At 65.4% G+C, this 14,258-nt stretch carries 16 protein-coding genes and 1 pseudogene; 8 read left to right on the top strand and 9 right to left on the bottom strand.

Going from position 1 to position 14,258, the window contains the following annotated elements; translation table 11 throughout:
- Window positions 1–662 (bottom strand): annotated as a pseudogene (locus tag WEA77_RS12285) (NAD-dependent DNA ligase LigA); the annotation flags it as partial.
- Window positions 659–2,344 (bottom strand): DNA repair protein RecN, encoded by a 1,686-nt coding sequence (locus WEA77_RS12290; RefSeq protein ID WP_368068174.1) that lies wholly within the window; start codon window positions 2,342–2,344, stop codon window positions 659–661. The pseudogene WEA77_RS12285 and the gene WEA77_RS12290, both read right to left, overlap by 4 nt.
- Before the next feature lie 109 nt (window positions 2,345–2,453).
- Between WEA77_RS12290 and WEA77_RS12295 the strand changes: the two genes are divergently transcribed.
- From WEA77_RS12295 to WEA77_RS12310, 4 genes are read left to right on the top strand one after another with little or no spacing between them, the layout of a single operon-like run.
- The gene (locus WEA77_RS12295) at window positions 2,454–3,167 is read left to right on the top strand and encodes a DUF2459 domain-containing protein (protein WP_368068175.1); all 714 of its coding nucleotides are present in this window, start codon (window positions 2,454–2,456) and stop codon (window positions 3,165–3,167) included.
- The gene (locus WEA77_RS12300) at window positions 3,160–4,284 is read left to right on the top strand and encodes an alpha-L-fucosidase (protein ID WP_368068176.1); all 1,125 of its coding nucleotides are present in this window, start codon (window positions 3,160–3,162) and stop codon (window positions 4,282–4,284) included. Before WEA77_RS12295 ends, WEA77_RS12300 begins: the two co-directional genes overlap by 8 nt.
- On the top strand, window positions 4,281–4,514 hold the full coding sequence (locus WEA77_RS12305; protein WP_368068177.1) for a hypothetical protein: 234 nt from the start codon (window positions 4,281–4,283) through the stop codon (window positions 4,512–4,514). The genes WEA77_RS12300 and WEA77_RS12305 overlap by 4 nt, the downstream gene beginning before the upstream one ends.
- A gap of 10 nt (window positions 4,515–4,524) precedes the next feature.
- Window positions 4,525–5,307 carry an SDR family NAD(P)-dependent oxidoreductase gene (locus WEA77_RS12310; protein WP_368068178.1) on the top strand — a complete coding sequence of 261 codons (783 nt, stop codon included), beginning with the start codon at window positions 4,525–4,527 and terminating at the stop codon, window positions 5,305–5,307.
- Here the strand turns inward: WEA77_RS12310 and WEA77_RS12315 are convergent.
- The 4 genes from WEA77_RS12315 to WEA77_RS12330 all read right to left on the bottom strand — a co-directional run bounded on the left by WEA77_RS12315 (window position 5,304) and on the right by WEA77_RS12330 (window position 9,620).
- Window positions 5,304–5,771 carry a hypothetical protein gene (locus tag WEA77_RS12315; protein WP_368068179.1) on the bottom strand — a complete coding sequence of 156 codons (468 nt, stop codon included), beginning with the start codon at window positions 5,769–5,771 and terminating at the stop codon, window positions 5,304–5,306. The two genes, WEA77_RS12310 and WEA77_RS12315, sit on opposite strands and share 4 nt — an antisense overlap.
- A 136-nt stretch (window positions 5,772–5,907) precedes the next feature.
- Complete coding sequence (locus WEA77_RS12320) at window positions 5,908–6,219, bottom strand: hypothetical protein (protein ID WP_368068180.1); 312 nt, start codon at window positions 6,217–6,219, stop codon at window positions 5,908–5,910.
- Window positions 6,220–6,464: 245 nt separating this feature from the next.
- Window positions 6,465–8,276, bottom strand: coding sequence for an aminopeptidase P family protein (locus tag WEA77_RS12325; RefSeq protein ID WP_368068181.1), 1,812 nt, complete (start codon window positions 8,274–8,276; stop codon window positions 6,465–6,467).
- Between the two features lie 486 nt (window positions 8,277–8,762).
- The gene (locus WEA77_RS12330; protein ID WP_368068182.1) at window positions 8,763–9,620 is read right to left on the bottom strand and encodes a 50S ribosomal protein L11 methyltransferase; all 858 of its coding nucleotides are present in this window, start codon (window positions 9,618–9,620) and stop codon (window positions 8,763–8,765) included.
- Between the two features lie 128 nt (window positions 9,621–9,748).
- On the opposite strand from WEA77_RS12330, the gene WEA77_RS12335 reads away from it, so the two are divergent.
- Window positions 9,749–10,114, top strand: coding sequence for a PRC-barrel domain-containing protein (locus tag WEA77_RS12335; protein ID WP_368068183.1), 366 nt, complete (start codon window positions 9,749–9,751; stop codon window positions 10,112–10,114).
- A gap of 52 nt (window positions 10,115–10,166) precedes the next feature.
- On the opposite strand, the gene WEA77_RS12340 is transcribed toward WEA77_RS12335, so the two are convergent.
- Genes WEA77_RS12340 through WEA77_RS12350 form a run of 3 tightly spaced genes read right to left on the bottom strand, consistent with a single transcriptional unit; the run spans window position 10,167 to window position 12,795 of the window.
- A complete protein-coding gene (locus WEA77_RS12340) occupies window positions 10,167–11,390 on the bottom strand; it encodes an amino acid permease (protein WP_368068184.1) in 1,224 nt (407 codons plus the stop codon).
- Window positions 11,387–12,418 carry an aromatic ring-hydroxylating dioxygenase subunit alpha gene (locus tag WEA77_RS12345; RefSeq protein WP_368068185.1) on the bottom strand — a complete coding sequence of 344 codons (1,032 nt, stop codon included), beginning with the start codon at window positions 12,416–12,418 and terminating at the stop codon, window positions 11,387–11,389. Before WEA77_RS12345 ends, WEA77_RS12340 begins: the two co-directional genes overlap by 4 nt.
- A complete protein-coding gene (locus WEA77_RS12350; protein WP_368068186.1) occupies window positions 12,418–12,795 on the bottom strand; it encodes a DUF1330 domain-containing protein in 378 nt (125 codons plus the stop codon). Before WEA77_RS12350 ends, WEA77_RS12345 begins: the two co-directional genes overlap by 1 nt.
- Window positions 12,796–12,953: 158 nt before the next feature.
- Here WEA77_RS12350 and WEA77_RS12355 point away from each other — a divergent pair, with 158 nt between their 5' ends.
- From WEA77_RS12355 to WEA77_RS12365, 3 genes are all read left to right on the top strand, one after another.
- Window positions 12,954–13,238, top strand: coding sequence for a TM2 domain-containing protein (locus tag WEA77_RS12355; protein WP_368068187.1), 285 nt, complete (start codon window positions 12,954–12,956; stop codon window positions 13,236–13,238).
- A 217-nt stretch (window positions 13,239–13,455) separates the two neighbouring features.
- Window positions 13,456–13,932, top strand: a complete 477-nt coding sequence (locus WEA77_RS12360) for a VOC family protein (protein ID WP_368068188.1) — start codon at window positions 13,456–13,458, stop codon at window positions 13,930–13,932.
- Window positions 13,933–13,936: 4 nt separating this feature from the next.
- Window positions 13,937–14,258: cupin domain-containing protein (locus WEA77_RS12365; protein WP_368068189.1), on the top strand; the 322-nt coding region annotated here is incomplete at its 3' end.

Genomic DNA, 14,258 nt, shown 5'->3' on the forward strand with positions numbered 1-14,258 from the left:
CGAAGGCTGCCGGCGGCAGCATTGCGCGGATTGGCGAACACCTTCCGACCGGCCGCGCCTTCACGCGCATTGAGCGCAGCAAAGTCGTCCTTTGCCATGTAGATCTCGCCGCGCACCTCGATCAAGTCCGGCCAGCCCTTGCCGGCGAGCCTGGCGGGAATGTCACTCAGCGTGCGCGCATTGGCAGTCACGTCCTCCCCGGTCTGCCCGTCGCCGCGCGTGGCGGCGCGCACGAGCTTTCCCTTTTCATAGGTGAGGCTCAGCGACAGGCCGTCGATCTTCGGCTCGGCCGTGAACGCCAGTTCCGTCTCTTCGCCGAGGGCGAGGAACCGCCGGATACGCGCCGCAAAATCTGCCACATCCTCGTCGGCAAACGCATTCTCCAGCGACAGCATCGCGGTGCCGTGGCGCGCCTTGGCGAACCCGTCTCCAGCCTCGGCGCCGACTTTCAGCGACGGACTGTCTTCCCGCTTCAGATGCGGGAAGCGGGCCTCTATCTCGGCATTGCGCAGCCGCAGCGCATCATACTCTGCGTCCGTCAGTGACGGCGCATCATTCTGGTAATAGGCCGCGTCGGCCTCCGCGATATCGCGCGAGAGGCGTGCAAGTTCTGCCGCCGCTTCCTGCTCGGTCAGTGCGCTGGCAGGTATTCCGCCGGTCATGCATCCTCCAACAACCTCCCGGCCGCGGCCCGCGCCTCATCGGTGATCTCGGCGCCGGACAGCATGCGGGCAATTTCTTCCTGCCGTGTCCCCGCATCTAGCGTGGTCAGCCGCGTCCCGCCAGCCTTGCCGGCTTTTTCAACAAGCCAGTGCGCGTCCGCCGCTGCCGCGACCTGCGGACTGTGCGTCACCGCCAGCACCTGGCGCGATGACGACAGCCGCACGAGCCGTTCGCCGATGGCCGCTGCCACAGCCCCGCCGACGCCCTGGTCTGCCTCGTCAAAGATCAGCGTGCCGGCGCTTCCCGCCTCCGCCAGCGCGCATTTCAGCGCCAGCGACACCCGCGCAAGCTCGCCGCCCGAGGCGACCTTGCGCAGCGGCCCGAAGCCCGCGCCCGCGTTCGTCTCCGCCTCGAACTCCGCGCGCTCTGCGCCGGTCGCCCCTGCCTCGTCCGGCGCCAGTAGCGTCAACGCCACCCTGATGGTGGCCCGCCCGAGTTTCAGGGGCGCCAGCTCTGCCGCAATCGCGCGCTCGAGCCGCGCAGCCGCTCCGCGGCGCGCCTCGCTGAGCGCATGCGCCGCGCTGTGCCAGCGTGCCTCGGCTGCGCGCTCCACCTTCCGCGCCGCCGCAATGCCGACTTCGCCCGCCTCGACCAGTTCGAGCCGCGCCGCGAGCGCCTCCCATTGCACGTTCAACTGATCCGGATCGCAGTTCAGTTTGCGGCCCATCGCTCGCACCGCAAACAGCCGACCCTCGACCCCTTCAAGGTCGCCAGCATCAATCGGCATTCTCTCCAGCCGCGCAATCGCACTCTCGGCTTCTCGCATTTCGATCATGGCGCGCTCGATTGCCTCACAGGCCGCCTTGGCGGCCTCTGGCAGCGCGCCTTCCGCGCCTTCGAAGCCCGGCAACCGGCAGATCCGTTCCGCCGCCCGCGAGGCGCGCGACAGGGCCGACTCCGTATCCGCTGCCGCCAGCGCCATGGTGGCTTCCGCCACCGCTTCCAGCACACGCTCGGACTGCATCAGCAATGCCCGCTCGGCCGTCAGCCGTGTCGCCTCACCCGGCTGCGGCCCCAGCTTCGACAGCTCCGCAACCGTCTCCTGCAACCAGGCCTGTGCTTCAGCCGCCGATTGCGCTTCTGCCTCCAGCGCCGCACGCGCTTCCCGCGCCTCAATCCGCGCGACATGCGTGGCGGCGCACGCCGCCAGTAGCGCATCATTTCCGGCAAACTGGTCCAGCAGCCGCCGGTGCACCGCCGGACGCATCAGGCTGGAGGCCGCGTGCTGGCCATGCACCTCCACCAGCAACTCACCGGCCTCCGCCAGCAAGGCCGCGCTGACCGGCTGATCATTGATGAAAGCCCGTGCTGGCCCTTCCACTCGCACCAGCCGCTTCAGCTTCAGCGTCTCGCCGTCCGCTGCCGCCACACCGTGCGCCGCCAGCAGCGCCCAGATGGGGTGATTGGCGGGCGGTGCAAACTCCGCCGCAACGCTTGCCTGCGCCGCGCCGTGCCGGATGACCGACCGGTCCGCCTGCCCGCCGAGCGCCAGCGACAGCGCATCCAGGATGATCGATTTGCCAGCGCCGGTTTCCCCGGTGAGCGCCGTAAAGCCCTCTGCCGGCGAAAGATCGAGCCGGGAAATGAGCACGAAATCACGAATGGACAATGACAGCATCATGCGGCGTTCCTATCATGTGAACAAAAGCAGAACAAACGGAATCTTGCTTGCCACCAGCAACGCGTTGCTTTCATCTGGACCAGGGCGCATCGCGGCCGAGGGAGACGGGGTGGACGCAGCCAGATTCCTGTTCACGGGCCTACGCTGGAGCGGCCTCGTGCTAACAGCCGCCCTTGTATGCGCGTTCTGGTATCTCGGCGCCTCATGGCTTGCGGCCGCGCTGCCGGTTTCCGGCAAGACCGCCCATATCCCCCCGGCCAGGCCCGCCGCCTTCCTGTGCGAAGCCGCCTTCCATACCGACATCGCCCTGCCGCTCGACGGCGAGGTGATAAACTGGCGCAAGGAATTTCGGGGCCTTATCCCGGATTACCTGCCCCGCGACACCTATCTCCTCTTCGGCTGGGGCGACTCGGTCTTCTTCACGAAAGTTCTGTACCCGGAGGACATGACCGCCTCCCGCGGCCTCGCCGCCCTCGCTGGCATGAATCCGGTCGCCATGCGCATCGTGCCAGTCTACGGTTCGGACGTGCGCAGCGTCTGCGCGCCCCTGCACGGCGGGCAGGACACCAAAGCCGTCCTCATCGAGGAAATCCTGAACAGCCTAAAGAAAGATGAGGGCGGCGCCTATCGCCCGATCGAGACGGCCGTGCCGGGCGAATTGCTGCTCACTGCCAAGGGCCGCTACAGTCCCTTCAACACCTGCAACCAGTGGACCGCCAGCGCCCTCGGCAAAGCGGGCCTGCCCCGCGCCACCTTCGCGCCCTTCGCCTGGAGCGTGACCGAGCCACTCGACCGTATCAAAGGACAAGACAAAGATGGCTGACGGAGAAACCCGCCCCTGCCCCGCCTGGTTTGCCAAGCCCCAGCTCGGCATCTTCATCCACTGGGGCATTTTCACCATCCCCGCCTGGGCCCCTCGCGGGCGCGCCATCCATGAACTGACCGGCGACGATTTCGAAATGAGCGCTGTGATGACGCCCTATTCGGAATGGTACGAGAACGCGATGCGCGTCAAGGGCAGCGCCACACGCGAACGCCACAAACGCATCTATGGCGACAAATCCTTCAGCGACTTCCGCCCAGAATTCGACGAAGCCGCAAAGGCCTTCGACGCCAATCAGTGGGCGGACTTCTTTGCCGAATGCGGCGCCACCTATGTGGTCTTCGTCACCAAGCACCATGACGGCTACTGCCTCTGGCCAACCGATGTACCCAATCCCCACCGGCCCGGCTGGAACACTGCGCGCGATTATGTCGGCGAACTCGGCGAGGCGGTCCGCGCCCGCGGCATGCGATACGGCCTCTATTATTCCGGCGGGCTCGACTGGACCTTCCGCGACACGCCCATCGCCAATATCGGCGACATGTTCGCCTGCGTGCCAACTGAAGACGACTATCGCCACTACGCCCTCGCCCAGTCGAAGGAACTGATCGACCGCTACAGGCCTTCAGTTTTCTGGAACGATATCTGCTGGCCAAACGGCGAGGACGTGCCCCGACTCATCGACTATTATTACAGCGTCGTGCCGGACGGCGTCGTTAACGACCGCTGGCTCGCCAATGAGGGCTTCTTCAATTCCCTGCGCGATCCGGCGAGCCGCGCTTCCTTCAATGCCATGCTGAAAGCGCGCACCGCCGGCGGCCAGCAGGAGGAAGCTCCCGCGCCGTATGCGGACTACCGCTGCGTGGAGTTCGGACTCGGCGTCATCCCGAAGGAGAAGAAATGGGAAGCCTGCCGCGGCCTCGGCCTCGGCTTCGGTTACAATCAGGACGAACTGCCGGACGACTACATGAACGCCGCTCAGCTGATCGATCTCTATACGGACGTCACCGACCAGCGCGGCAACCTGCTGATCAATGTCGGCCCGATGGCGGACAGCACCATCCCCGAGATACAGGCCGCGCCGCTGCGCGCGCTCGGCCAGCACCTGCGCAAGTGACCGGTCTCCAGCGGCTCATCCTCTTCTTTATTCCGGGGCGCCGGCGCGCCGAAGCCGAGACCAAATCCCGTGCCTGGCATCTCGTTTGCGACGTCTGCGGCCATGCCCGTTCCATCTGGGACCTCGGCGGCGTCCGCTGGCGAGCCTCCGGCAATCGCGTCACGCGTACGAAATACGCGGCCTTCAAGGCCGTCGGCTTCCACACAGTCACCAGACAATCGCCCTCCTGAAAGGCACGCCATGATCGACTACGCAGGCAAGACCATCCTCGTCACCGGCGGCGCCTCCGGCATCGGCAAGGCGCTCGCTGAAGCTTTCGCGGCACGCGGCGCCAGGGTCATCATCGCCGACCGGCAGGCCGAAGCCGCAGAGGCGGTCGCCGCCAGTCTGAACGGCCTCGCGATCCGGTGCGACCTGTCAGACCCTGCCGCGCCCGCCGCCCTTATCGATGCGGCCTGGGCCTGGAAAGACAGGCTGGACTTTGTCTGCGCCAATGCCGGAACCGGCGTGCGCAATCCGGTCCTGAAGGAAGATTTTGGTCCGGCGACGGAACGTCTCTTCGCGGTCAACATGCATGCGCCGATCCGCATGGCGCAGGCCTATGCCGCACGCCTCGCAGAAGCCAGCGCGCGCGGCCGCCTGATGATCACCAGCTCCGAAAACGCCCTCAGCCTGCCTGCCGGTGTCCGCCGCAGTCGCATCGGCGCCTATGCCGCCTCCAAGCACGGCGTGCTGATCCTCGCCGAATGGCTGCGCGAGGAACTCGCGGGCGAGACGATGGACCTGCACGTCCTCCTGCCCGGCGCCGTCTACACGCCGCTCGTCGCCGCCGGGGTGCCCGATCCCGCCCTCGCGCCGAAGGAACTCGGCCTGATCATGCCGGAACGGTGCGCCGAGATCGCCCTCAAGGGCCTCGATCTCGGCCTCTTCTACATTCCGACCCATTCCCATATCGCCGCCGACATGCGCCCGCGCACGGACGGGGTGCGCGATGCCCTGAAGGCGCTGGGCTTGACCTCCTAACCGGTCCGGCTCGCTGCCGGCAGGCGCTCCACCACATACGCGACCGGCTTGCGCCGCGCGCCGTGGCGCCCCTTGAAGCGCACCGCCTCGCCCACGCGCGGCGCGCGCCTGAAGTCCGCCGCTTCGAACCGGACATACCCCTTCACCCGGTCACACCGGATCAGGCCAACGGCCCGCTGGCGGTCGAAATGCACCACATTGCCGGACACCCATTCTTCCGGATCAAGATTGGGCGTACGCGCGGCAGCCTTTAACGGCGCAGCCACTGCCGCCACTGGCGCACGCACCGCCTTGGCCGCTGGCACAGCGGGCGTGCGTTTGCGTCCGAACGCCGAGAGCATCAGGATAACGGGCACGGCGAAACACACCGCGATCACCCCGGCGACAACCGCGAGTTTTGCGCCGTCACTCCAATCCGCAGGCAGCAGGTGCATTGCCCGGCCAAGCATTGCTTCAAAATCCAAGACAGCCTCCCTAAAGCTGGCTCTAGTTAGGAGACTCGCGCGCAAGCCAAAAGATCGCGCGCGCCGGGCTGCGACCACACTTCACTCACTGCCTCAAATTCAGGCACGTCATGGCTGCGAATTAGCGCCCGCCCGGTCAGCCCAGTTCCGCAGCCGGCGATTCGACGTCGTCTGCGGCGCCATCCAGACCGCCATCACCCGGTTCGATTTCGGCGAGCCGAAGACGCAGGAGATGGCTCAGGTCGCGCGCCGCCGCGCCGCCCGCACATGCAATCCAGGGAATACCAATCAAGATCGACAGCATCGCCACTGGCGCAGCTAACACGGCCACCGGTGGCAGGCTGATCAGCACTTCTTGCGCACTCCCGGGGGAAAACTGGTTGGTCAGCACCAGTGCGCTGACCGGCACCGAAATGTTGGCCACCAGTGTCAGACGCAGCGCCAACATCGTCTGGTCCTGATTGATCGCGCTGCAAACCAGAAGCCGGCGAAGCTGCGCGCGTCCCAGTCCGGCAAGCAGCGGCGCAAGCTGCCCGGCTGGTCGCGAACCCGTCAGCTACGCCGCGCGGTCAAAACCGGAACGTGAAGCAAGCCCGGCAAACCAGCTTGAGTGCGGCCGCATAAACGTCCGGTTCGCAAAGATCCTTGCTATCTCGCGCCAGAGGATTTCGTCCGAATTTATTGCTTCAGGATTCAAATCCGCGCGCACGCCGACTTCAGCCAGTCCTTCACCTCGCCCTCAAGCTTGCGGCTAAGCAGTTTCCAGACGCGCTTGTGATAGTCGTTGACGTATTTGCGTTCCTCTTTCGAGAGCAGCTTCACATCGATCAGCCGCCGCGCCAGCGGTGCAAACGTCAGGCATTCGAAGCCCAGCATCGCAATCTCGCCGCCGGGAATATCCGCCGCCGGCGTCACGTATTGCAGGTTCTCGATGCGGATGCCGTACTCGCCCGCCTTGTAGAAGCCAGGCTCGTTCGACACGATCATGCCCGGCATCAGCGCCACCGCGTTCCACACCTTGGCGATGCGGTGTGGCCCCTCATGCACGCCGAGATAAACCCCGACGCCGTGGCCCGTGCCGTGCTGGTAGTCCAGCCCCGCCTGATACAGCGCATGGCGCGCGAGGATATCGAGATGGGTGCCAGTCGTGCCCGCCGGGAAGCGCACGGTGGCCAGCGCAATATGCCCCTTTAGCACCAGCGTATAATGCTTGACCATATCGTCCGTCGGCTGACCGATCGGCACTGTCCGCGTCACATCCGTCGTGCCGTCCAGATACTGCCCGCCGCTATCAATCAGGAACAGCGAGCCGCGCGCCAGCTTCCGGTTCGACGCGGTGGAGACGCGGTAGTGCGGCAGCGCCCCGTTCGGCCCTGCCCCGGAAATCGACGGGAAGGAGAGATCGTTGAGATTGCCGAGATCTTCGCGGAACGCTTCCAGCTTCATCACCGTGTCGATTTCGGTGACCTCGCCGCTCTGCGCTTCGGTATCCAGCCAGTGCAGGAACTTCGTCAGCGCCGCGCCGTCGCGGATATGCGCCGCCGTCGTTCCTTTGATCTCCGCCGCATTCTTGCACGCGCGCGGCAGCGCCACCGGATCACGCTGGCGCAGGATCTTCGCACCGGCTGCCCCCAGCTGGTCAAAAAACCAGGCCGATGCCACGTCCGGATCAAGGCTCACCGTCTTGCCGGCAAGCGCCGCCAGTCCGCTGTCCAGCTGCGACAAGGGCCGCAGCGTGACCGTATTGCCCAGATGCCGGTGCAGCGCGCCGTCGGTCTTCGCCTCATCGATAAACAGTTCCGAAGATCCATCCGCATACAGAATGGCGCGGCCCAGCGGCAGCGGCGTGCAGCTCACATCCCCGCCCCGGATATTGAACGCCCAGGCCAGCGAGGCCGGCGAGGTCAGCACTGCCGCTTCTGCCCCGTCCCGCGCCAGCTGCGCGCCGACCGCTTCCAGCTTGTCGGTATGCGCCGCGCCGGCATGCTTCACGGCATGGGCCACCACCTTCGCCATCGGCTGCGGCGGGCGGCCCTTCCAGGCCTTGTCGATCGGGTTCTCGGCCACCGCCACCAGCTCGGCCCCGGCCTTCGACGCCGCCGCGCTCAGCGCCGCCACATCATTCGGGCTCATCAGGCGCGGATCATAGCCGACGCGCTTGCCCTTCAGGCTCTGCTTTGCCAGCCAGCCAAACGCGCCGGGATCGGGGATCGCGTCCACGTCCACCAGCGCCGGGTCCGTCTGGTCGGCCGCCTGCAGTGTGTAGCGCCCGTCGGCGAACAGCACGGCCTTGTCCGTAAACACGAAGGCCGCCCCGAACGAACCGGTAAACCCGGTCGCCCAGGCAAGGCGCTCATTGGCGTCTGGCAGGTACTCGTTCTGGTACTCGTCGTCGTGGGGCACATAGAGGCCATCGAGGCCCTGCGCGCTGAGTTCACGGCGAAGAAGCGGAAGGTGGGCCCGGCCGTCCTGCGGCCCGCCCTTGATGTCGAATGTCTGTCTCATGGAATCCATCTTAGCCCGATGCGCCGCCGCCGGGAAGCAAGTGAGCTATGCAATCTTTCATAGCAAACCCGGCTTTGCCATACTGTTTTGTTATGGGTCACCCTGTATACGCCGTATACGAACAAATGTTGCATCGCGATAATCAAATTAAACAAAGTATTAAGATCAAATTCGATTTCAACATCCGCCCCGCCGCCGAAATGCCGGCCCGCGAGGCCCTGCGCCCGCTGCAGGTTAACGAAATCACCGATCCGACGCCGGCGCTCCGCCGTCCGGACGTGGTTTTCGGACCTGCGCGCCTCAACCTCCTCGCCCGCCGCCAGGCGCGCCGGGACCCCCGCGCAACCGCTAGGCCACACCTTTCCGCCGTCCCGCACTCCAGACGGACCGGCGTCCTGCATCGCAGACCGGTGAGACTCCCCCCTCCTGCCGCCGGTGCAAGGCCCTCGCCGCCCTTCCCGCCCCCGGGATGCGGCGGGGAGGGCTCTACCCCCGCTTCGAAAACACCAGCGTCGACCAGCCATCCCGCTTGATGCGCCGCTGGAACAGCATGCCGTGTCCCTCGAACGCCGCGCGGACAGGGCCAGCCTGATGGTGAAGAAGCCCTGACAGGATGATCGCCGCCCCCGGCGCCGACAGGCGCCCGATCTCTGGCGCAAGGCCGATCAGCGGCTTCATCAGGATGTTCGCAAACACCGTGTCATACCGCCCCGCCCGGCGGATCGCCGGCGTATTCGCCCCGCGCACATGGTGGCAGAAGAAGCGCGAGACTTGGTTCTTGCGCGCGTTATCGCGCGCCACGAACACCGAGTCCCGGTCAATGTCGGTGCCATGCGCCAGCTCCGCGCCCACTTTCAGCGCGGCAATCGCCAGCACACCCGACCCCGTCCCGAGATCCAGCACCCGGCCGACCTTACGCCGCCGCCGCACATCTGCCAGCGCCAGAAGGCAGCCTAGCGTCGTGCCATGATGCCCCGTCCCGAAGGCCGGCCCCGCCTCAATCAGCACCGGCGTCTTGCCCGGCGATACCCCGGCCAGCGCATGGCTACCGACCACCACGAACCGCCCGGCATTCACCGGCGGCAGGCCCTCCAGCGACAGGGTCACCCAGTCGCGCTCCACGATTTCATCGATCCGCGCATTCAGCTCCGGCACCGTCTGCGTGATGATCGCCGCGCAGTCCTCGGCGTCTTCCAGCGTTTCGGCAAACGCATCGAGGCGCCAGCTTCCGCGCGCATCCTCCTTCGCATCGACCGCGCCGGCCGGCGACGGATCGGCCCAGGCAAGCGCATCCCAGGCAGTTTCAATCGGGCCCCGCGGGCCCTTGGCGGTGATCTGGTACATTTCCTAGGGCGTTAGCAGGGCCGCGCCCGGATGGGAAGGCCGCTGAAAACCTGAAGAAGAATTAACGCAACCGCGAAGGCGGCCCCTGCGTTGGTGGTTCATCTGCAACTTGATAAAGGAGCATACGCATGCCTACTCAAACAGGCCACACGACCGCCATCCGCGCCAGCCGCACCATCGGCACGAGCGTCTACAACACGCAGGGCGAAAAGATCGGCAAGGTCGAAGACGTCGTCCTCAACAAGACCGACAACTCGATCATGTTCGCTGTCGTCGGTTTCGGCGGTTTCCTCGGCATCGGTGAGAAGTATCACCCGGTCCCCTGGTCAAGCCTCGACTTCAGCAAGGACCGCGACGGCTACGTCGTGCCGTTCACCAAGGAACAGCTCCAGGCGGCCCCGGCCGACGATATCCAGGAACTGACCCGGAATAACGGCCAGGCCACGCGGGACTCGACCTACAAGTATTACAAGGTCAAGCCTTACTGGATGTAATGTCCGTGAACGACTGAACGGAAGGCGGGAGCTTGGCGCTCCCGCCTTTTCGCTATGCGGTGAACGCCGCGAACGCGACCCAGGCTGCCGCCGCCGCACCGGCGAGACCCAGCCCCTGCGCCACACGCCTCATCGGGCCCGCCGCCAGGACGCCTGAAAACTTTATCAGCGCCGCTGCGCAGAGCAGATAGACCAGCAGCGTCAGATAAACCGTCAGGTCGGCAATCGTCGTGAACTGTTTCACCAGATCCGGTGACACAGTCACCAGCGCGACGAGGCTCATCAGGACGCCTATGAAGATCAGATCGCGCACCGGCGCGGCGCCCGGCGCCGTGCTGGATACCGCTTTCGGCAGGAAACCGCGCCGTCCGCCCGCCTGCCCTGTCTCGCCCGCCACGAGGATCCAACTTGCCGTGCAACCGACCGTCCGCGCAAACGCCGCGCACGCGACCGCCACACCCGCCACCGGACCCGCGACCGACCCGATCACGTCCGCAAATGGCGCCGTCGATTGCGCCAGCTCCGCCGCCGGCATCAGTCCGAACAGCGCCGTCGTCGCCAGGGCGTAAACCACGGCCGCGAGCCCCACGCCGCCGGCCGCCGCAATCGCGATATTGCGCTTCGGATGGCGCACGCGCCCCGCAATCGCATTGGCGCTCTCCAGCCCGAGAAAGGCCCAGAAAATCGAGATCAGCATCGGCGGCAGCGCCGCGCCCAGCGACGCGCCGGAGACGTTCCACGACGCGGCGAAAATATCCGCATCGAAGCCCGCAAAGCCGATCACGATGGCCCCTGCAATCGGCGCGAGACCGACCGCCAGCGTCGCCGAAGACATCTGCCCGACAAAGCGCGGCCCCAGCACAGCGCAGCCCACCAGCGCCCAAAGCAGCGCGAGGATCGCGATAAGGCGAGGCAAGGCGTCCAGCTTCACACCGAACACCGCCGCGCCATAACCAACCGCAACCACGGCAATCGCCGCGATACCGACGAAACAGGCGCCCCAGTAGGCCGCCCACGCCAGGAACCCGAGCGCCGGGTGAAACGCCGTACCCGGATAATCTGTCAGCGATTCCCCCCCGTCGCGCAGCGCGCCGAGAAAGGCAAATACCAGCGCCAGAACAATTGCAATCATCGCGGCGACACCCCAGGCGATCAGGCTTGCCGAGCCGACCGAGGCCAGCACCGCCGGCAACAGGAACACGCCCGACCCGATCATGTTTCCCGCGACAATCGCGATCGCGAGCCCCGGGCCGATCTGCTTTGCCGGATCACTCACCCAGGATACCCGGCATCCCGCCGCAACCTCGCCTGGAACCAGGCAACCGCCCCTTCATGCCGGGGCGACAGCGGCCCCGCTTTATAGATGCCGCCTGTGATATTCCGGTGCACGATCTCGCACATTTTCAGGTCTTCGTCGGTCACCGCATCGGAGAGCTTCAGCATGTCTTCCAGTTCCGCGCTGCGCGCCGGATCGAAAAAATAGAGATAGTCGAGCTGCGTCTCTTCTGGCCCCACCGGCGAGATGCGCTCCATCATCACGCCGTGCTCATAAACGTTGATGCCCAACCATGGCCAGGCCCATGCCCAGTAGCCCGAGTACACATTGTCCGCCTTGCGCGACGGCGCCCGGTGGACGGCAATCTCACCTTCCATGTGTACTGTGTATTTCGCGGAATCGATTTCCGCATCGAGCCCCGGATGGATCAGCGGCACGTGATAGCCTTCGAGGTAATTCTCGACATAGGCCTTCCAGTCACACCTGATGGTGTGCGAGCGCCTCAGCGCAAACGGCTGCACCGTTTCATCCGCCCACGACGCATCCACCGGCGCCATCATGCTTCGAACAGGCGGCGCCTCATCGCTCAGCGTCACGAACAGGAAACCCCGCCAGGCCTCGAGCCTTACCGGCGTCAGCCGATGCTCGCGCGGATCAAACCCTTCCGCCGCGCCAAAATCCCGCGCCGATTGCAGGCGCCCTTCCAAGGTGAACCGCCAGCCATGATAGGCGCAGGTGATCGCCCCGTCGCAATGGCCCTCCGCCGCCGTTGCCAGCGGCCCCGCCCGGTGCGGGCATACATTGTGAAACGCGCGCACCGCGCCGTCCTTCCCGCGCACCGCCAGAACGGACCGCCCGGCGAGATCATCCGTCAGGAAATCCCCGGCCTTTGCCAGCATGTTCTCATGCCCGATCAACCGCCAGGCCTTCGCAAACACCGCCTCCCGCTCCAGCGCAAAGATCTCCGCCCTGCCATAAAGCGAAGGATCAAGCGCGCGCACGGGCGAGGAAGGCGCCCCGTCCATCATCAGGGCACCATCCCTTCGACGATCATCAGCCGCGACACAGCATTGTCCGTACGCAGACGAACGATGGCGGTATACTCCGGCGAGTTCAGGAAAGCCTTGGCCGCCTCAAAGCTCGGATACTCCAGGATCACCATCCGCCCCGCTGGCGGCGCGCCTTCATGCGCCTCGGCCCTGCCGCCGCGCGCGAGATACCGGCCACCCGCTGCCGCAACCAGGGGCGCCGCCGCAGCCTTGTATCCCTCGTAAGCGTCCGGGTTCGTCACATCGATCTCGACGATGATATAGCCCTTCGGCACTGCAGCCGCTTCCGGCGCCCGCGCATGAGAGCAGCCCGCCGCCAGCATCACTGCCGCCAACGCAGCCAGTCCAGCTTTCATGTTCATATCCTCCCCGGCCGTAAGAGGCCCCATTCCGCGCCCGCGCGCAATGCTTCTCCGGCCCGGCATTCCGATTTTTAACCGCCATGGCCTTTAAATGTCCGGCAAAAGGGATTATCTGTTTATCGATAAGAACGAGGAGCTCAACCGGGACCGCCATGTACACGACCGAAGACCAGATCCTGATCGAAAGCCGCGTTGCCAACGAGAAGAAGAGCGCCGGCGCCGCTTATTTCCTGTGGTTCTTCCTCGGCTGGATATCGGCGCACCGTTTCTATCTCGGCAAGCCGGTCACGGCGATCGCCCAGATCCTCAGCTATTTTATCCTCATCGGCTTCGTCTGGTGGGTCGTCGATCTCTTCCTCATCCCAGGCATCATCCGCGACAAGATGGACGAAACCCGCAGCCGCATGACCCGCGAAATGCGCCGCTACGCCTACTGAGCCATCCTCCAGGCCCGCGCGCCGCGCTTAAGCCGGGACCTCCACCATTTCTACCCAATCCCGCTTATCCTCGCAAAAGAGGGATCGCGAATCGCATTGCCGGGCCCGGCCCCCGCCTTCGCGGAATGAGCGATGTGCTTTTCAAAGGCGCGGGCAGCCGCTTGACTATTTGATTTGATAATATTCGAAATATTCTAGGACATAGAAATGAATTTTTGTGTCCGAATTCGACCGCCCCAAGGGCCTCGCCAGCGCGCTCTGCTATGTCGACCCCAACGCCGCCTTCCTCTGGCTGGAGGAGGCCTTCGGTTTCGAGCCCTGCATGGTCCTGCTCGACGAGAATGACAAAATCGCCCACTCGGAAATGTCCTTCGGCGCCGGCTTCATCATGGCCGGCAGCAAATGGTCCGAGAACCACAAGAGCCCTAAGAACCTCGGCCCCAGGAACAGCCAGACCGTCCATGTCCAGTTCGGCAAGGGCGAAGATATCGACGCCCACTGCGAACGCGCCCGCAAGTCAGTCGCCGAAATCGTGCAGGAACCGGATACGCAATTCTACGACGACCGTACCTACCGCGCCCGCGAACCCGAAGGCCATATCTGGACCTTCGGCGTCACCCTCATCGACATGTCCTCTGCCGACTGGGACAAGGCCTCCGGCGGAGCCCTCCTCACAAAGGCCAGTCTGGACTGATCCGATGGGTTTCGATCTCGAAAACACTTACCTCGCGCTGGACGGCAAGGGCGGCGTCATCCCGATGCCGGTCACCGATGATTTCTGGATGCGTATCGACGCGTCCCCCGCAGCGACCCGCTCGATGATGGCCATCTATGTGGTCGAGGCCGACGGGCCGCAATGGGAAATGCACCCCCACGGCGAGGAAGTGCTCGTACTCCTCGACGGCCGTCTCGGCATGGAGATGGACGACGGCGCAGCGCAATACACCGCCGAAATGCACGCCGGCACCACCCTGATCGTGCCCGCCCCCGCCAGGCGCCGCGCCCTCGTGCGCGCGCCCG

Origin of the sequence: Hyphomonas sp. (genome assembly GCF_040882205.1) — a bacterium.
GTDB lineage: Bacteria > Pseudomonadota > Alphaproteobacteria > Caulobacterales > Hyphomonadaceae > Hyphomonas.